Origin of the sequence: Thalassobellus citreus, assembly GCF_044385915.1 — a bacterium.
Lineage (GTDB): Bacteria > Bacteroidota > Bacteroidia > Flavobacteriales > Flavobacteriaceae > Thalassobellus > Thalassobellus citreus.
The window spans coordinates 176,098-195,340 of sequence record NZ_JBISCC010000124.1; the positions used below are offsets into that span (position 1 = coordinate 176,098).

Below are 19,243 nucleotides of genomic sequence, written 5' to 3' on the forward strand. Positions count from 1 at the left end.
AAAGTATTTAAAAAGCTGTAATTTCGATATTCGGTTTTAATAAATTTAACACCCAGAAATATTTTAATTTTTTTGAAGGAACTTTTCATAAAATATAAGTCGGTTATAAAATTTATACTTACGTTTTTAGTAGTATATATCGGTTTTTCAGTGTTGTATAAGTTTTATTTACAATATTCAGATGGTTCAAAATTTTACCCAGATTATATGACGTATTTAGTTTCTAAGCAAAGTGAAGCGTTGCTTAATGTTTTTGGATATAATACATATGTTTTACCACACCCAGACGAACCGTCAATGAAACTTATTGTTAATGGGCAATATTTGGGTAGAGTTATAGAAGGTTGTAATGCTATTAGTGTTATTATTTTGTTTCTTTCGTTTATAATAGCGTTTTCTGGTAAGTTGAAAACTACTTTTTTTTATATCCTTTCAGGAAGTGTTTTAATTTACGTTGTTAACTTATTGCGTATTGCTGTTTTGAGTATGGGTATATATCATTATCCAGATCATTCAGAATTTTTACATACAGTTATTTTTCCTGCTATTATATACGGGATGGTTTTTTTACTATGGATTTTTTGGGTGAATCGTTTTTCTAAATTGAATAACAAAAATGGATAAATCTGTAAAATATATCGTGCTATTTATTCTTTTTGGACTATTGGTTTTAATTCGTTTTTATGAAAATGAATTGTTTTACGATCCTTATCTTACATTTTTTCAAAATGACTATTTATATATTGATAGTCCGAGGCGAGAAGTGCTAAAAGTTACGGCTTTTACAGCGTTGCGATATGTTTTAAACACCCTTATTTCATTAAGTATCCTCTATGTTTTTTTTAAAGATAAAAGCATCATTAAGTTCTCTGTTATTATTTATTTATTAGCTTTTTTTGTTTTAATATTAATCTATTTATATTTTGTGGTAAACCCAAAGCAAGAGGATTATTATTTGTTTTTTAATGTGCGCCGTTTTTTAATTCAGCCTATTATTTTAATTCTATTATTACCTGCTTTCTACTACCATAAGCTTAAGTCTTAAATGTTAATCATTTTACAAAAAAGAAGTTGAGGTTTATCTTTTTTGTACCTTTGTGATGTGATAAAGCAATTTTTACATAAAAGTTTTTCTATACTATTAGCATTACTTGTATTGTTTTCAACGGTATCTTTTACTGTTGAAAAACATTTTTGTGGTGATGTTTTAATAGATGTTTCTGTTTTTTCTGAAGCCCAAAAATGTGATATGGGTTCTAATGAAATGGAGCAGCAAACTGTTAAGAAAATGTCATGTTGTAAAGATGAAATTGAAGTTGTTAAAGGTCAAGATGAATTAAAATTTTCTTCTTTTGAAGATTTACATTTTGAACAACAACAGTTTATTGCATGTGCATTCTATGCTTATATTAATTTATTTGAAAGTATAGAAAAACAATGTATTCCTCATAAAGATTATTCTCCTCCCAATTTGGTTGCCGATATTCAGGTGTTAGACCAAGTTTTTATTATTTGAGATATAGATTTTTTTATTCCCTTGAATAAGGGGATTTCTTAAGGTTTTCCGTTTTCACGGAAATCAAAAAAGAATCTTAAACATTCAAATAATATTTCAAAATGAAACATACATATACAGTTACAGGTATGACCTGTAATGGTTGCAGAACATCTGTTGAAGATAAACTCAACGCGTTAGAAGATGTTGTCCATGCAACCGTAAATTTAGAAAAGGCAGAAGCCATCATTGAAATGACTAAGCATATTTCAATTGATGTATTGCAAAAAGCGATTTCTGATAAATACACTATTTCAGAAAAAAACATATTTAAAAATCAGCTTCCTATTAAGGAAGAGCAAAAAAGTGATTTACAACAGTTGTTTCCCGTGTTCTTAATTTTTGCTTACATTATTATAGCATCCGTTTTATTAAATAGTAAGCCGTGGGATGCTAGCAGTTTTATGCTCGATTTTATGGGCTTGTTTTATATTGTTTTTAGCTTTTTTAAGCTTTTAGATTTAAAAGGATTTCCAAAATCTTTTAAAATGTACGATCCGTTGGCTAAAGTAGTGCCAGTGTATGGTTGGGTGTATCCTTTTATTGAAGTTACTCTTGGTATTATGTTTTTAATGCGTATTGAAATTTCAATAGCCCTAATAATTACTTTAACTGTTTTAGGAATTACAACCATTGGAGTAACAAAAGCATTGCTTGATAAAAAAAACATTCAATGTGCTTGTTTAGGAACCGCTTTAAAACTTCCCATGACTAAAGCAACGTTTATTGAGAACAGTATAATGCTTGTTATGGCAATTATCATGCTGCTTAAAACCTACAATTAAAATGAAACATATAGTATATATATTATTAATGCTTCCTACTGTTTTTTATTCGCAAGATAAAATTAGCGGAATGATTATGGAAGCAAACGATAAAAACGAGCATATAGGATTAGCAGGTGCTAATGTGTATTGGCTTAATACATCTATTGGAGTTGTTACCGATATAGATGGCAAATTTTCAATTTCTTATTCAAAAGAAAACACAAAACTGGTTATAAGTTATGTGGGGTTTAAAACCGATACTTTAACTATTCGAGAACCAAAAATGGTGCATCATTGGTTGCAACCAACCGATAATTTAGATGAGGTAACAGTAACTTCTAGAAAACAAGCAACTTCAAAATCGTATATGCAAGCTACCAATGTTTTTACTGTTAGTAGTGATGAGCTGTTAAAAGCAGCATGTTGTAACTTGTCTGAAAGTTTTGAAACCAATCCTTCTATCGATGTTAATTTTGCCGACGCTATTACAGGAACGCGACAAATTAAAATGTTGGGATTAACAAGTCCGTATATTTTAATTGCAACAGAAAATATTCCATCCATTCGCGGTGCTTCTCAAGCTTTTGGGTTGAGTTTTATTCCTGGTACTTGGGTTAGTAGCATACAAATAACAAAAGGAGCGGGGAGTGTTGTTAATGGTTACGAAAGTATTGCGGGACAAATAAATGCTGAATTAGTGAAACCAACAACCGATAATAAGTTGTTTGTTAATTTGTTTGGAGCATCTAGTGAGCGTTTAGAATTAAATACCCATATTAATACGAAGGTGAGTGATAAATGGCATACAGGTTTATATTTACACGGAAACACCCATCATGGAAAACATGATGTTAATAATGATGGGTTTTTAGATATGCCTCAATACGATCAAATTAATGTTATGAACCGTTGGCAATATACCAATGCTGAAAAAGGCTTTGTGAGTTTTATAAATTTTAAATTTTTAAATGATGAAAAGCAAACAGGGCAACTTGATTTTAATCCAGAAACCGATAAATTAACAACCAATCATTGGGGAAGCGAAATAGATACGAGGCGTTATGAAGTTTCGGCTAAGTTAGGCTATGTAAATCCTGAAATTCCATATCAAAGTTTGGGTGTTCAAACAGCATTTAGTAATCATAAACAAGATTCTTATTTTGGTTTAAATCAATACGATATTACACAAAATAGTTTGTACACAAATGCTATTTATAATTCTATTATTAGCGATTCTAGGCATAAAATAAAAACAGGTGTTAGTTATACTTATGATCATTATGATGAGTTTGTAAATACTGTTTCCTATGAAAGAACCGAACATTCTATAGGTGCTTTTTTCGAATATAATTATGATAATTTAGATAAATTGAATCTAACCGCGGGTGTTCGTATAGATAATCACAATTTATTAGGCACATTTGTAACACCTAGATTGCATGTGCGTTATACACCATGGGAGAAATCGGCTTTACGAGCATCGGTTGGACGTGGAAAACGAAGTGCTAATATTTTTGCAGAAAATCAAAATATGTTTTCAACGTCAAGAGTTATTAATATTGTAAATAGTGGTGGCAGCGTTTATGGTTTAGATCCTGAGATAGCATGGAATTACGGCATGTCTTATTTGCAAGGGTTTAATTTATTTGGAAGAAAAGCAGATATTACTTTAGATTATTATATAACCGATTTTAAAAATCAAGTGGTAGTAGATTATGAAAACCCACAAGAAGTTAGTTTCTATAATCTCGACGGAAAAAGTTATGCGAACAGTTTTCAATTAGAATTGAATTATAATGTTTTTAAGAATTTCGATTTAAGAATGGCATATAAATATTATGATGTGCAAACACAGTATAATTCAGGTAAGCTAGAAAAGCCGTTAATACCAAAACATCGATTGTTTGCTAATGCATCCTATGAGACACAAGTTAAAGAAGGTGGTAAACAATGGAAGTTTGATGCTACTTACAATTGGTTAGGAAAACAACGTTTTTCATCAACAGTATCAAATCCTTTGCAGTATCAGTTGGCTGCAAATACACCATCTTTAGCGACTTTAAATGCGCAAGTAACTAAAGTGTTTTCTTCTAAGTTTGAAGTGTATTTAGGAGGTGAAAACATGACCAATGTGAGGCAAAAAAATCCTATTTTAGGAGCCGATAATCCTTTTGGTGCGAATTTTGATTCTACATTTGTGTACGGACCTATTTATGGAAGTAATTATTATGCAGGATTAAGATTTAAGATAAAATAAAAATTTAAAAACAATAAATTATAAACAGATGAAAAAAATATTATTACTAGCAGTTATGCTAATAGGAACAACAATATTTGCGCAAAATAAAAATGCAAAGGCTTCTATGGAAGTAGATGGTGTTTGTATGATGTGTAAAACTAGAATTGAAAAAGCGTGTTTAAACACCAAAGGTGTTAAGTCTGCTGTGTGGAATGTGAAGACACACGAGTTAAAATTAATTTTTGACGAACGCAAAACAGATGTTAAAACTATTAAAAAGAGTGTGGTTGCTGTTGGTCATGATACAAAAGAATTAAAAGCTACCGATGAAGCTTATGCAACAGTACATCCGTGTTGTAGGTATCGCGATGTTGCTGTTCAGAAAGATCACAAGGTTGAGGAAGCAGATGAGCATAAAGATTAAAACAAAAAGCCCAAACTATTTTAGTTTGGGCGTTTTGTTTTTTTTAAATAGTTTTATAATTAAAAGACAACTTTGAAATTATTATTTTCATTGCTTTTTTCTAGTTTAATTATATATAATCCACTTAAATTTAAAGGGATAAGGTTTAATTCCTTATTTAATACGGATTGATAAACTGTTCTTCCGTTTAAGTCAAAAATAGTTGCAGTAGTTTGCGGTTTTGTTTTAATAAATAATACATGTTCTTTAACCCATACTTTATGGTTTAGCATAGAATCAGTATTAATGCTAAGAGGGTCGGCGGAAATTTTCCCTATACCACTATAGGTTGGTACTATGCTAGGTATGTCTGTAGTTGCATGTAGTACATTAGAATACGTATATAAGTTTGATGGTGTAAAATTACAGTCTCTAACAAAATCTTCGCTAGAACTTAAAGGGCTTGATTTGCCTCCATTAACATTTGAAATGCCACTAGGAAGTCTGCTGCAATTTTCAAATATATTATCAATTAATTTTCCTTGACCATTTTCTGAAAGTTTACCAAATACCGGTTTTTTTGAATTCTTAAAATAATTTTGCTCTATGTAGGCGTTCGAATTTATTCGAACATTAACTCCATCTCCAGGACAGTCTGCCATATAGTTGTTAAAATAATGATGTTGACCATATCTTAAAAGAGGTAAGCGCGAACCATCAATTCTCGTAAAATAGTTATGGTGAAATGTTATCGTTCTATTGTAATCATCACTATTACCACTACCAGAAAGTAAAGCTTTAGAGTGGTCATGAAAATAGTTCCATGAAATAGTAAGGTTTTGAACATTGTTTTTATTGTCTATAAGACCATCATAACGGTCTTTACTTGAAATATTTTCATTATAAAACTCACAATGGTCAATCCAAATATGTTCACTAATACGTTGAGGTTCTGGAATACTATCCTTATCGGCTTGTATGCCTATACAATCAGGATCTCCAATGGTGGTTACCCCATCAGTATCTAAAATTTTATATTCTCCGTCTCTAGTGGCAGGAACATTTTTCATGGTGAATTTAATATTTCTAATAATAATATTAGACTGACATTGTATTACAAGCCCAATACGATTAAAGAATGCTTTATCGTCTATTCCTATTAAGGTTTTATTTGAGCCGACTTTTAAAATGGCACCAAATGTTGTTTCAATTGCTCCAGCATCACTACTATTTACAATGCCACCATCAGCATCAACCCATGTTTGAACTCCTGTATTGAACTCTTTGTCAATTCTTATTATATAAGGTGTTGAAGGATTTTCAATATACTGTTTTAATTCAGCTAAATTTGTAGGGGTTACAATGTCTCCGCCTTCGCCTCCTGTGGTGCTTCCGTTTAGGGTAGCAAAACCAACCATACTAAAATCGGGAGTTTGAGCTGAAATTACAGTAGTTAAATAAAAGGCTAATACAAAAAAGTAAGGTTTGATTTGGAAGAATTTCATAAGATTAAAAATTTAAAAAAATGATTTTTTAAAGGTAATCTATTTATTTAATAAATTATCTGTAATCGATTACATTTTTAATTGAGTTAAAACAAAAAACGCTTCAAAATTAATTTTGAAGCGTTTTTAATAATTTATGTATCGAGATTCTCTATTTACATCATTCCTGGCATACCGCCACCTCCCATTGGAGGCATTGCAGGAACATCTTCTTTAATGTCTACTAAAGCACATTCAGTAGTAAGAATCATTCCAGAAACAGAAGCAGCATTTTCTAAAGCTACACGTGTTACTTTCTTAGGATCGATAATACCAGCTTTAAGCATATCTACATAAGTATCAGATTTCGCATCAAAACCAAAATCTTTTTTACCTTCAAGAATTTTGTTTATAACTACAGAACCTTCACCACCAGCATTTTCAACAATAGTACGTAAAGGCGCTTCGATAGCACGTGCTACGATTTGAACACCTGTTGTTTCATCTAAATTATCAGTAGTAAGTTTTTCTAAAACCGATTTAGCTCTCACTAAAGCAACACCACCACCAGCAACAATACCTTCTTCTACGGCAGCTCTTGTAGCGTGTAAAGCATCATCAACACGGTCTTTTTTCTCTTTCATTTCAACTTCACTAGCAGCACCAACATAAAGTACGGCAACACCTCCAGCTAATTTAGCTAAACGCTCTTGTAGTTTTTCTTTATCGTAATCGCTCGTTGTTGTTTCAATTTGAGCTTTAATTTGGTTTACTCTAGCTTTAATATCTTTAGCAACACCAGCACCATTAACAATCGTTGTATTGTCTTTATCAACAGTAACTGTTTCTGCAGTACCTAACATGCTTAAGTCAGCGTTTTCTAAAGTAAATCCGCGTTCTTCAGAAATAACAGTACCACCAGTTAAGATAGCAATATCTTCTAACATAGCTTTACGTCTGTCTCCAAAACCTGGTGCTTTTACAGCAGCAATTTTAAGACCTCCACGTAATTTATTAACAACTAAAGTCGCTAATGCTTGTCCGTCTACATCTTCAGCAATAATTAATAAAGGACGACCAGACTGAGCAACTGGCTCTAGTATTGGAAGAATTTCTTGTAAGTTAGAAATCTTTTTGTCAAATAATAAAATGTATGGATTCTCTAAATCGGCAATCATTTTATCAGCATCTGTTACAAAGTAAGGCGATAAATAACCTCTATCGAATTGCATACCTTCAACTACGTCTACATAAGTGTCCATACCCTTAGCTTCTTCAACAGTAATAACACCTTCTTTACCAACTTTACCAAAAGCAGTAGCAATTAGTTCGCCAATTGTATCATCATTGTTCGCAGAAATAGCAGCAACTTGTTTTATCATTTCTGATGAGTTACCTACTTTTTTAGCTTGTTTTTCTAGGTCTAGAGTAATAGCGTCTACAGCTTTATCAATACCACGTTTTAAATCCATTGGATTTGCTCCAGCGGCAACGTTTTTTAAACCTTCTTTTACAATGGCTTGAGCTAAAACGGTTGCAGTTGTTGTTCCATCACCAGCTAAGTCGTTGGTTTTAGAAGCTACTTCTTTTACCATTTGTGCGCCCATGTTCTCTAGAGCGTCATCAAGTTCAATTTCTTTAGCTACAGAAACCCCATCTTTTGTTACTTGAGGTGCTCCAAAACTTTTTCCAATAATTACATTACGCCCTTTTGGACCTAACGTTACTTTAACTGCATTTGCTAATGCATCAACACCACGTTTTAAACCGTCGCGAGCTTCAATATCAAATTTTATATCTTTTGCCATAATATCTTTTGTTTTATTTTTTCCGCGAAAGCGGGAAACTTGTTTTAATTAAAATCTAGTTTGTTTCGTAAGATTTCCGCTTAGGCGGAAATGAAAAAGAACTGTTTAAATAATTGCAAGAATATCACTCTCGCGCATAATTAAATAATCTGTTCCTTCTAGTTTAAGCTCTGTTCCTGCATATTTACCATACAAAACAGTATCGCCAACTTTTACAGTAATAGGTTCGTCTTTTGTGCCTTTTCCAGCAGCTACAACAGTTCCTTTTTGTGGTTTTTCTTTAGCGTTATCTGGAATAATAATTCCTGAAGCAGTTTTAGTTTCAGCAGCAGCAGGCTCAATAAGAACACGGTCTGCTAATGGTTTAATGTTTAAGCTCATTGTATATTACTTTTTATAATTAAATTATTATTTATGTTTAAGCAAGAAGCTAAAAATGTGCCAATACTTGATAACTGACAAACTTGCAGAAACAAAAAATGCCAACTAAATTTAGTTGGCATTTTTTATATTTTAAAGAACACTTGCTTATTCTGCAGGAGTTGTATCTGTAGTGCTTTCTGCTGGTTGAGCAGGAACAGGTAAAGGTACTTCTGTTGTAGTATTGTCTGTGTCTAAAGCTTTAGAATCGATGCTATCACCACCTTTGTTTATTGCAACGTTAGATAGTAAAATTAATACTAATAATAATGTTGCTAAAGCCCATGTGCTTTTGTCTAAAAAATCGGTTGTCTTTTTTACACCACCTAATTGTTGGGTTCCACCACCTCCGAAAGAAGAAGATAATCCGCCTCCTTTAGGGTTTTGAACCATAATTACCACTATTAGTAAAAATGCTACTACAACTATTAATGCTAGAAATATTGTAAACGTACTCATTATTCTTTGTTATTATGTTCTTGTAATTGTTCTACTGCCTTAATTTGGTTTGCAAAGAAACTACTTTTTTCTGGATATTTCAAACTTAAAATTCTATAAGATTGAATTGCCTTTTTATAGTTTTTTTGTTCTACATAAATACGTGCTAAAGTCTCTGTCATTAAAGATTCTGGCTGTATCATTTGAGCTTTTGCAAGATTGCCTTTAGATGAGATAGACTTTTTTGGATTTATTTTAGGGTTTTGAGTGATGAATTTATCTATCAATTCAAATTTTTTGGCTTTGGTTTTAGAAATTGAAGGGGTTACTGCAATTTCTTTTGTTTCTGAAATTTTTGTAACCTCTTCAGCTTTTTCTCTTACTATGGGTTTAAAGCTTGCTATTTTTAGCCATTCATTAAAAGAATGGGTTTCTCTTTTTTCAAATTGAAGCGGTTTCCCTAAATTTAATACATCCGAAGCAGATGCTTCTTGAGTTTTTGTTTTTTCGTTAGCAGTTTCTGTAGATTCAGATTCATCTGTTGTGCGTTTTTCTTTTGCTTCAAATAATGTAGGGTCTAAAACGCCGTCTGTGTCTTTTATTTGTTGTCTTAATTCATCATCAATAGTGATGCTTTTGTTTATTGAAATGTCTTCAATATCAACATCAATATCCTTTAAATGTGCTGTGTTTTGTTTTATGAATTGAGAAATTTCATTTTGAATAAATTCATCAGAGGTAATAAAATCAAATAGAATACTTCTATCGGTTGTATAAGCAGCTGTAGTTTTGAGTTCTTGATTGTATTTAAAACTACTCTGATTTTTTAGTCCTTTAAGATAAATAGCTCGTGCCGATTGAAAATAAGGAAAAGCATCAATAATAGATTTAACACCGTCAGTTTGCTGATGTGTTATAACTTGTGGATGCTGAAGTATATATGTAAAATCTGTTTGATTCATTGGCTAAGCCAAATTTAATGCATTTTATTTTTAGTTACCACTTTGCTAATGTAGCGTTAAAGATATCTTGTGTTAAGCGTTCAAATATTTCTTCGTGCGCTATTGTTTTTTGGCTACCAATTAATTGTGCGCTTCCATTATAATCATAAAAAAATGAAAATGTTTGCTCTAAATCGTCCTCTTCTTTTTTTCTATTATAAAACCTGACTTTTACACTAATTGTTAGTCTGTTTTGAGCTGCTGTGTTTTGCGAGGTTGAAGTAGTTGGAGAAATTCTGTAATCGGTTATTTCACCTTCATAAACTAAATCGCTATTAGATTTTTCAAGGCTTAAGTTGGTTTGATTTTGAATTAAATCTTCCAAAGCAAGTTTGAAATCTCGTTCTAATCCAGGTTCAACTAAAAGAGCATTGTTTTCAAACCGATTTACTTGAAATGTTTTAACATCAGGAGAAATTGATGCTCCTGTAAAAGAGTAGAAGCCACAGCTTGAAAGTGAAACACTAAAAGCTAAAAATAAAAAGTAAAAAAAATATTTTTTCATATAAAAAGACACTTCGACTGCGCTAAGTGTGACATTTAATTAATAATATAACAACGAATGGTTATTAGTTTTGTTGCGTTTTTAATGCTTACTTTTAAAGGTCGTATTGTTTTATCTTTCTGTACAATGTACGTTCGCTAATACCTAGTTCGGCAGCTGCTAATTTACGCTTTCCGCTGTGACGTTCAAGTGATTTTTTTATTAATTCTAATTCTTTATCGTGTAACGATAGCGTTTCTTCTTCTTCAATCTCTTCGGCAAAATGATATTTATCTTGAATATCTATAACGTCATCAAGGTTTGATGAATGTTCAGGAATTGATAAAACTTCAGTGCTTTCTTGAGGTTCTTCAAAAGTAGTTGCGGTTTCTTCGTCATTGCCATAAATTTTCTGAATAAGGCCTTCATGATCTTTTTCAACATCTTTTATATTGCCTGTTTTCATGAGTTCCATTGTAAGCTTCTTTAAATCGCTAAGATCGCTTTTCATGTCAAACAAGACTTTATATAAAATTTCGCGTTCGCTACTAAAATCGCTTTCAGATTTAGAAGTTTTAATAACTGCAGGTAAATTAGTGCCTGATGTTGGTAAATAACCGCTTAACGTATCGGCGCTAATAGTTCTGTTTTGTTCTAAAACAGAGACTTGTTCGGCAATATTACGTAACTGACGAATATTTCCGCCCCAGCGATGTTTTAAAAGCACTTGAATAGCATTATCGGTAAGTTTAACCGTTGGCATTTTGTATTTTAAGGCGAAATCGCTAGCAAACTTTCTGAATAGTAAATGAATGTCTTCTTTTCGTTCGCGCAAAGGTGGTAAATGGATGTCTACGGTGCTTAATCTATAATATAAATCTTCGCGAAATTTTTCTTTTTCAATAGCTTCAAACATATTTACGTTTGTTGCTGCAACAATACGTACATCTGTTTTTTGAACCTTACTTGATCCTACTTTTATGAATTCACCATTTTCTAAAACACGCAGTAAACGGACTTGAGTTGTTAGAGGTAATTCGCCAACTTCATCTAAAAAAATAGTACCACCATCGGCGACTTCAAAATAACCACTTCTGGTTTGAGAAGCACCTGTAAAAGCACCTTTCTCATGCCCGAAAAGCTCACTGTCAATCGTACCTTCTGGTATGGCTCCACAGTTTACAGCAATGTATTTATTGTGCTTTCTGTGTGATAATTGATGTATTATTTTAGGAATACTTTCTTTTCCAACACCGCTTTCTCCAGTAACCAGTACCGAAATATCGGTAGGAGATACTTGAATCGCTTTTTCAATAGCACGATTTAGTGATGGTGTGTTTCCAATAATACCAAAACGTTGTTTTATAGCTTGAATTGATTCCATAAGCCCCTTAATCCCCAAAGGGGAAATTTAAAACGTTAAATATTGTATGTTGTTTCATCTTAAAATTTAATTGTTTTCACTCAAGCCAATGGCTTCGCCAATGAGTGTAGCACTTGTGCAATCTGTAACTTTTACATTTACAAAGTCTCCAATTTTATAGTTTTCTTTAGGGAAAACAGCAACCACATTTTGCGATGTTCTTCCAGACCATTGTGCATCAGATTTTTTAGATTCTTTTTCAACTAAAACCTCTACAGTAGTGTTTAAAAAGGCTTTGGTTCTAATTTCGCTATGTACCCTTTGTAGATCGACAATATCTTGAAGTCTTCTTTTTTTAGTTTCTTCAGGAACATCGTCTTCCATATTTCGTCCTGCCATGGTTCCTGGGCGTTCTGAATAAGTAAACATGTATCCGAAATGATATTTCACATATTCCATTAATGAAACAGTGTCTTGAAAATCGGCTTCGGTTTCTGTAGGGAATCCAACAATCATATCTTGACTGATGGTACAATTTGGAAGAATACGATGTATGTTATCAATGAGTTCCATGTATTCTTCACGTGTATGTAAACGGTTCATTGCTTTTAAAATACGATTACTTCCGCTTTGTACTGGTAAATGAATGTGATTACAAATATTTTGATATTTTGCCATGGTTTCAACCACATCCAGAGTTAAATCTTGAGGGTTTGATGTTGAAAAGCGAATACGCATTTTAGGTTGTGCTTGGGCACAAATTTCTAATAAATTAGCAAAGTTTACTGCCGTAGCTTTTTGTAAATCACTGGCTTTATCAAAATCCTTTTTTAATCCGCCACCATACCAAAGGTAGCTATCTACATTTTGTCCAAGAAGCGTAATTTCTTTATAGCCTCTGTTCCATAAATCGTTAACTTCTTCAATAATACTTTGCGGGTTTCTACTACGTTCTCTACCACGAGTAAAAGGAACCACGCAAAACGTACACATATTATCACAACCACGGGTAATAGATACAAATGCTGTAACACCATTGGTGTTTAAACGTACAGGAGAAATATCGCCATAAGTTTCTTCTTTAGAAAGAATAACGTTTATAGCGTCTCTGCCTTCATCAACTTCGGCTAATAAATTAGGTAAATCTTTATAAGCATCAGGCCCAACAACTAAATCAACAATTTTTTCTTCTTCAAGAAATTTTGTTTTCAAGCGTTCTGCCATACAACCCAAAACCCCCACTTTCATTTTAGGGTTATGGTCGCGTTTTATAGCATTATATTTTTCTAAACGTTTGCGTACAGTTTGTTCTGCTTTATCTCTAATAGAGCAGGTGTTTACTAAAACTAAATCGGCATCTTCAAGGTTTTGAGTTGTATTGAATCCTTGATCTTTCATTATAGAAGCAACAATTTCGCTATCGCTAAAATTCATAGCGCAGCCATAACTTTCAATAAAAAGTTTACGGGTGTTTCCTTCTTTTTGTTCAAGAATTAATGAGTCTCCTTGTTTGCTTTCGTCTATTGTTTTTTCCATAGTTTATTTCAAACACATATCGTTCAATAAGTATGCAAAGATATAATTTATTTATGTTTTATGACAAAGTGGCAGTTTTAAAATTTTATTTATTTATTGAAAATTTAGTAGGAATAATTGCGCAACCTTTTTCTTGTTTGTGCATCTTCAATAAAAAACATAATACTATGAAATTTAAATATCTTTTATTGTCTTTAGTTCTTGTCTTAGTTTCTTCTTGTGATAATGATGATTATGAACTTGTGCAGGTTGCAACACCACAATTAATGAGTAAATCGGATTTTAGAAAATCGGTAGAGATTACACCAGCAAAAAGCATTAAGGAAGCTGGTAAAATTTATGCTTATAAAAATTACATTTTTGTAAATGATTTAAATAAAGGAATTCATGTAATTGATAATTCTAATCCTGAAAATCCAATAGCTATTAAGTATATCAATATTCCTGGAAATGAAGATATATCTGTAAAAGATGATTATTTATATGCCGATAGTGCTATAGATTTGTTGGTTTTTGATCTTTCAGATATTAATAATATATCTTTAGTTGAGCGATTAGAAGATGTATTTGATGTTTATAATTATAATATTCCCATTGAAGCACAAGAAACAGATTTTAATAATGTGAATTTTGAAACCGATATTATTGTGGGTTGGACGTTAACAACAGAAAAAAGAGAGAAAAATGATGATATGGTTGTTGATAGTGTAGTTCTTGATTTTGCCGAATCTGCTACGGGAACAGGTGGCTCTTTAGCGCGTTTTCAAATAGTTGATAAATATTTGTATACAGTAGGTAGTTCTTATATGACTATTTTTAATATTCAGAATTTGTCAGAACCCGTACTTGCTAATACTCAATATTCAGGTTGGAATATAGAAACCATGTTTCAAGCAGATGGTTATTTGTATTTAGGAAGTACTAATGGTATGTATATTTATAGTTTAACAAATCCGTCATTACCTGAATTGATTTCAGAATTCACTCATTGGGAAGGTTGTGATCCTGTAGTTGTTGATGGGGATTTTGCTTATTTAACATTAAGAGGAGGTAACCTTTGCGGGCAACAAGAAAGTGTTTTAGAAGTTATTGATATTAGTGATAAAACCAATCCGACTTTACAAAAACAATATACTTTAGATAATCCTTATGGTTTAGGAATTAAGGGCAATACTTTGTTCGTTTGTGATGGTACATCAGGATTAAAATTGTTTGATAAAGAAGACCCGTTAAATATAGCGATGATAAAACAATTTAAAAATATACAGTCTAAAGATGTTATTCCGTTAGAGGATACATTACTTATGATAGGTAATAATACATTGTACCAGTTTGTTTATGTAGAAAATGGTGTAAAACAAATAAGTGCTTATTCTTTAAACTAAAAAACCGACGATATTATTTTTGAAAAAACTGCTTTTAAGCAGTTTTTTTGTTTGTGCGATATCTGTATATTTGAAATTCTAATATTACCAATCAAATTTTTAAATATATATGGATACACTTGATAGTTTACAAAGAAAAATAGATAATGCTCCAGCTTTAGATTTCGGAACAATTATTAGTGATTGTATTGACTTATATAAAAAAGTTTGGCTTAAAGGTTTTATAGTAGTGTTGTTTATTATTATAGCAGCTATGCTTGTTGGCTTTTTTTTTGCAACAATAGGTCTTGGGGTTAAAACAGATTTGTTTGTTGAGGGATTTAATTTTGAGTCTTTTTCAGAGTTTTATTCTATGAATGCAATTTACAGTCTGCCGCAAACTATTTTAACAAGTACAATAACGCTCCTTTTTATTGGTGCTTTTTATAGAATTTGTAAACAAGTAGATTCAGGTGTGAGTGAGAATGACGATTATTTTTATTTTTTTAAAAAGGAATATTTTAGTAAAATTTTTATGCTGGGTATTATTTATGCAGCTATAGTAACAGTTGCACAATTATTATTTGTCATACCTTATATTTACGTTTTCGTGCCTTTGTCTTATTTTGCAATAATTTTAGCCAATAACCCTGATTTAAGTGAAGTTGAAATTGTTAAAGCAAGTTTTGCAATAGGAAATAAAAAATGGCTAATAACTTTTGGAACTATGTTTGTTGCTGGAATAATTTCAATGTTAGGTATTTTAGGTTGTGGTATAGGACTATTGTTTACAATGGGTATTGTTTATTTGCCTGTATTTTTTATATATAAGGACGTAGTAGGGTTTCATGAAACGAGTGAAATAGATCGCATAGGTGAACGTGATGATTCCGATTTTTAACAATTAAAAAAATATAATATGAATACCATTAACAGTTTATTGCAAAAAATTGCAACTGCTAAGCATTTAGATTTTGGAACTATCTTTAGTGGGTCTATAGAATTGTTTAAAAAGACATGGGTGCAGGGGCTTTTACTTCAGGTGTTTACATTAATTGTAATGATTCCGTTAATTGTAGTTTTGTATATTCCTTTGATAGGAATGATAATTGCGCAACAAGAAAATGGATATGCTGATTCAGAAGCATTTAATAGCTTTTTTACAGGTATGTCTGTGTTGTATGTTCTATTTGTGGTTGTAGGTGTATTTGTTTTAGGAGCCATATCTATAGCGTTACAGGCTTCTTTTTTTAGAATAATGAAAAGTTTAGATTATAATGAGCAAGTTGCTACTTCAGACTTCTTTTACTTTGTTAAAGGAAAATATTTGAGCAAAGTTTTTGTATTGATGCTTATTTCTATATTAATTGCTATACCATCAGCATTATTATGTTACATTCCTTTAATTTATATGATGGTTCCATTATCTTTCTTTGTGGTGATTTTTGCTTTTAACCCAGGACTTAGTATTGGAGACATAGTAAAAGTTAGTTTTAGTCTAGGGAATAAAAAATGGGGAATAACTATAGGCTTGTTAATTGTAAGTTATGTATGTATGATGGTTTTGACTATGCTAACATGTGGATTAGGAGGTTTGGTTTTGCAACCGTTTTTATTTCATCCATTATATTTAATATATAAAAATGTAATTGGCTTTGATGAAAAGGATGCTATTGACGAAATAGGACAAATTTCAGAATAGAATATAACATTTGAATAAAAAAACTGTGTTTTAAGTGTTAAATGCAGTTTTTTTTGTTTAAATATTTAACAGATAATCTCTAAAATTAGGCAGATAAACTTTTTTTCACATACATTTGTAGCTTCAAAAAATGAAGTATGGCGAAGAATTTAGTGATTGTTGAGTCACCTGCTAAGGCAAAAACTATTGAAAAGTTTTTAGGAAAAGATTTTAAAGTAGAATCTAGTTTTGGACATATATCCGATCTTCCTTCTAAGGAATTAGGTGTAAATGTAGAAGGTGATTTTAAACCAACATATGAAGTTTCAAAAGATAAAAAGGCAGTTGTAAAAAAACTGAAAGATTTAGCTAAGAAAGCAGAATGGGTATGGCTAGCAAGTGATGAGGATCGCGAGGGTGAGGCTATAGCGTGGCACTTAGCAGAAACTTTAAAGTTAGATAAAGACAAGACAAAACGTATTGTTTTTCATGAAATTACCAAAGCTGCGATTCAAAAGGCTGTTGAAAATCCAAGAGGTATAGATTACGATTTAGTTGATGCGCAACAAGCACGTCGTGTATTAGATAGAATTGTAGGGTATGAATTGTCTCCAGTACTTTGGCGTAAAGTAAAAGGAGGCTTGTCGGCAGGTCGTGTGCAATCTGTTTCAGTGCGTTTAATTGTTGAAAGAGAACGAAGTATTCAAGATTTTTCTCCAGTAGCTTCTTATAGAATTGATGCTGAGTTTTCAAATGAAGATGGTCAGTCTTTTAAAGCGAAACTTCCAAAAACATTTTCTTCAAAAGAAGAAGCTTATAAATTTTTAGAATCAAATAAGGCAGCCGATTTTAAAGTCGCAGATTTACAAAAAAAACCTGCTAAAAAATCGCCAGCAGCACCATTTACCACCTCTACTTTACAGCAAGAGGCGTCACGTAAATTGTATTTTTCAGTAAGTAAAACCATGACTATGGCACAGCGTTTATATGAGGCTGGACTTATTACTTATATGAGAACAGATAGTGTAAATTTATCTGATGAAGCAAGAAGCGGAGCGCAAGCAGAGATAGAAAGTGCATATGGTTCTAAGTATAGTAAACCAAGAAATTATAAAGGTAAAGCAAAAGGAGCACAAGAGGCTCACGAGGCTATTAGACCTACAAATTTTGCAGTACATTCTGTAGATATAGATTACGATCAAGCGCGTTTGTACGATTTAATTTGGAAACGTGCCATTGCTTCTCAAATGAGTGAAGCAGAATTAGAGCGTACCAATGTGAAAATAAGTGCTTCAACACACAAAGATACCTTTACGGCAAACGGAGAGGTTATTACTTTTGAAGGCTTTTTAAAAGTGTATTTAGAAGGAACTGATGATGAGCATGCAGAGCAAGAAGGAATGTTGCCTGCAATGAAAGTTAACGAGGCGCTTCTTAATAGTTATATTACAGCAACAGAGCGTTACACGCGTCCACCAGCAAGATTTACAGAAGCTTCATTGGTTAAGAAATTAGAAGAGTTAGGTATTGGTCGTCCGTCTACTTATGCGCCAACTATTTCAACTATTCAGAATAGAAATTATATTGAAAAAGGCACTGTAGAAGGGGTAGAGCGTAAATATTCTCAACTTAAATTACAAAACGATGATTTAATAGATACTATGTTGTCTGAAAAAGTAGGATCTGATAAAGGAAAGCTTGTGCCAACCGATATTGGAATGATAGTTACTGACTTTTTAGTTAATCATTTTGAAAACATTTTAGATTATAATTTTACAGCCAAAGTTGAAGCTGATTTTGATAATATAGCTGAAGGGAAAGAAGATTGGATTAAAATGATGAAGTCGTTTTATAAAGATTTTCACCCCGTAGTAGAAGATGTTAAAGAAAATGCAGCTAGAGAATCTGGAGAGCGTATTTTAGGAACCGATCCTAAATCTGGAAAGCAAGTAAGTGTGCGTTTAGGTAAATTTGGACCTATGGTGCAAATAGGAACGGTTGATGATGAAGATAAGCCGCAATTTGCTAGTTTAAGTCCAGATCAACAGTTAAACACAATTACTTATGAAGAAGCTATGGATTTATTCCAGCTTCCTAAAAACATAGGGACTTTTGAAGGTGAAGAAATTTTAGTTAATAATGGTCGTTTCGGACCTTATGTTAAGTTTGGAGATACCTTCGTGTCCTTACCTAAAGGTGTAGATCCTTTAAGCGTTGAGCTTGATGATGCTATTGTTTTAATTAAAGAAAAGCAAAAAGCAGATGCGCCAATATATATGTACAAAGATTTACCTGTTCAAAAAGGTAAAGGACGTTTTGGACCATATATTAAATGGAACAGCATGTTTATTAATGTGAATAAAAAATACGATTGGGATAATTTATCTGATGATGAAATAGTTGAATTAATTGAAACTAAAATTCAAAAAGAGATAGATAAAGTTATTCATAATTGGGAAGATGAAGGTATTCGTGTTGAAAAAGCACGTTGGGGTAGACATAATGTTTTAAAAGGAAAAGTAAAGGTTGAATTAGCTAAAACTGTCGATGTAACTGAAATGACTTTGGAAGAAGCTAAGGCAATTATTGAAGCAAATACGCCTAAAAAGAAAGTAGCTAAGAAAAAAACAGCAACTAAAAAAACAACAACAGCAAAGAAGAAAACAATTGCTAAGAAGAAATAGATTTTTATATAAATAC

The 19,243-nt window shown here is 32.0% G+C and carries 18 protein-coding genes; 10 read left to right on the plus strand and 8 right to left on the minus strand.

Translation table 11 applies throughout. The annotated features are described in order from the left end of the window. Positions 1-72 precede the first annotated feature (72 nt). The 6 genes from xrtF to ACH5TX_RS09710 all read left to right on the plus strand — a co-directional run bounded on the left by xrtF (position 73) and on the right by ACH5TX_RS09710 (position 4,985). Positions 73-624, plus strand: coding sequence for an exosortase family protein XrtF (gene xrtF / locus ACH5TX_RS09685; protein WP_439339300.1), 552 nt, complete (start codon positions 73-75; stop codon positions 622-624). Then, positions 617-1,045 (plus strand): exosortase F system-associated membrane protein, encoded by a 429-nt coding sequence (locus tag ACH5TX_RS09690; protein ID WP_439339301.1) that lies wholly within the window; start codon positions 617-619, stop codon positions 1,043-1,045. The genes xrtF and ACH5TX_RS09690 overlap by 8 nt, the downstream gene beginning before the upstream one ends. A 57-nt stretch (positions 1,046-1,102) precedes the next feature. Then, positions 1,103-1,516: an HYC_CC_PP family protein gene (locus tag ACH5TX_RS09695; RefSeq protein WP_439339302.1), complete on the plus strand. Its 414-nt coding sequence runs from the start codon at positions 1,103-1,105 to the stop codon at positions 1,514-1,516. Between the two features lie 101 nt (positions 1,517-1,617). Next, positions 1,618-2,340, plus strand: coding sequence for a heavy-metal-associated domain-containing protein (locus tag ACH5TX_RS09700; protein WP_439339303.1), 723 nt, complete (start codon positions 1,618-1,620; stop codon positions 2,338-2,340). A 1-nt stretch (position 2,341) separates the two neighbouring features. Next, positions 2,342-4,579, plus strand: a complete 2,238-nt coding sequence (locus tag ACH5TX_RS09705; protein ID WP_439339304.1) for a TonB-dependent receptor — start codon at positions 2,342-2,344, stop codon at positions 4,577-4,579. Positions 4,580-4,607: 28 nt separating this feature from the next. Further along, positions 4,608-4,985 (plus strand): heavy-metal-associated domain-containing protein, encoded by a 378-nt coding sequence (locus ACH5TX_RS09710; protein WP_439339305.1) that lies wholly within the window; start codon positions 4,608-4,610, stop codon positions 4,983-4,985. Positions 4,986-5,044: 59 nt separating this feature from the next. On the opposite strand, the gene ACH5TX_RS09715 is transcribed toward ACH5TX_RS09710, so the two are convergent. From ACH5TX_RS09715 to miaB, 8 genes are all read right to left on the minus strand, one after another. After that, positions 5,045-6,469 carry a pectate lyase family protein gene (locus tag ACH5TX_RS09715; protein ID WP_439339306.1) on the minus strand — a complete coding sequence of 475 codons (1,425 nt, stop codon included), beginning with the start codon at positions 6,467-6,469 and terminating at the stop codon, positions 5,045-5,047. A 155-nt stretch (positions 6,470-6,624) separates the two neighbouring features. Further along, positions 6,625-8,256 carry a chaperonin GroEL gene (gene groL, locus ACH5TX_RS09720; protein ID WP_439339307.1) on the minus strand — a complete coding sequence of 544 codons (1,632 nt, stop codon included), beginning with the start codon at positions 8,254-8,256 and terminating at the stop codon, positions 6,625-6,627. A 105-nt stretch (positions 8,257-8,361) separates the two neighbouring features. Further along, positions 8,362-8,637, minus strand: coding sequence for a co-chaperone GroES (locus ACH5TX_RS09725; RefSeq protein WP_042498021.1), 276 nt, complete (start codon positions 8,635-8,637; stop codon positions 8,362-8,364). Between the two features lie 147 nt (positions 8,638-8,784). Further along, positions 8,785-9,135, minus strand: coding sequence for a preprotein translocase subunit SecG (secG, locus tag ACH5TX_RS09730; protein ID WP_439339308.1), 351 nt, complete (start codon positions 9,133-9,135; stop codon positions 8,785-8,787). Further along, the gene (locus ACH5TX_RS09735) at positions 9,135-10,076 is read right to left on the minus strand and encodes a DUF8458 domain-containing protein (RefSeq protein WP_439339309.1); all 942 of its coding nucleotides are present in this window, start codon (positions 10,074-10,076) and stop codon (positions 9,135-9,137) included. Before ACH5TX_RS09735 ends, secG begins: the two co-directional genes overlap by 1 nt. A gap of 34 nt (positions 10,077-10,110) precedes the next feature. After that, positions 10,111-10,620, minus strand: a complete 510-nt coding sequence (locus ACH5TX_RS09740) for an LptE family protein (protein ID WP_439339310.1) — start codon at positions 10,618-10,620, stop codon at positions 10,111-10,113. A gap of 94 nt (positions 10,621-10,714) precedes the next feature. After that, positions 10,715-11,983, minus strand: a complete 1,269-nt coding sequence (locus ACH5TX_RS09745) for a sigma-54 interaction domain-containing protein (RefSeq protein ID WP_439339311.1) — start codon at positions 11,981-11,983, stop codon at positions 10,715-10,717. Between the two features lie 66 nt (positions 11,984-12,049). Then, positions 12,050-13,498 (minus strand): tRNA (N6-isopentenyl adenosine(37)-C2)-methylthiotransferase MiaB, encoded by a 1,449-nt coding sequence (gene miaB, locus ACH5TX_RS09750; RefSeq protein ID WP_439339312.1) that lies wholly within the window; start codon positions 13,496-13,498, stop codon positions 12,050-12,052. A gap of 167 nt (positions 13,499-13,665) precedes the next feature. Here miaB and ACH5TX_RS09755 point away from each other — a divergent pair, with 167 nt between their 5' ends. From ACH5TX_RS09755 to topA, 4 genes are all read left to right on the plus strand, one after another. Next, a complete protein-coding gene (locus ACH5TX_RS09755; protein ID WP_439339313.1) occupies positions 13,666-14,883 on the plus strand; it encodes an LVIVD repeat-containing protein in 1,218 nt (405 codons plus the stop codon). A 109-nt stretch (positions 14,884-14,992) separates the two neighbouring features. Continuing rightward, a complete protein-coding gene (locus ACH5TX_RS09760) occupies positions 14,993-15,763 on the plus strand; it encodes a hypothetical protein (RefSeq protein ID WP_439339314.1) in 771 nt (256 codons plus the stop codon). Positions 15,764-15,781: 18 nt separating this feature from the next. Continuing rightward, positions 15,782-16,564, plus strand: coding sequence for a hypothetical protein (locus ACH5TX_RS09765; RefSeq protein WP_439339315.1), 783 nt, complete (start codon positions 15,782-15,784; stop codon positions 16,562-16,564). A gap of 137 nt (positions 16,565-16,701) precedes the next feature. After that, positions 16,702-19,227: a type I DNA topoisomerase gene (gene topA / locus ACH5TX_RS09770; RefSeq protein ID WP_439339316.1), complete on the plus strand. Its 2,526-nt coding sequence runs from the start codon at positions 16,702-16,704 to the stop codon at positions 19,225-19,227. The last annotated feature ends 16 nt before the right edge of the window (positions 19,228-19,243 follow it).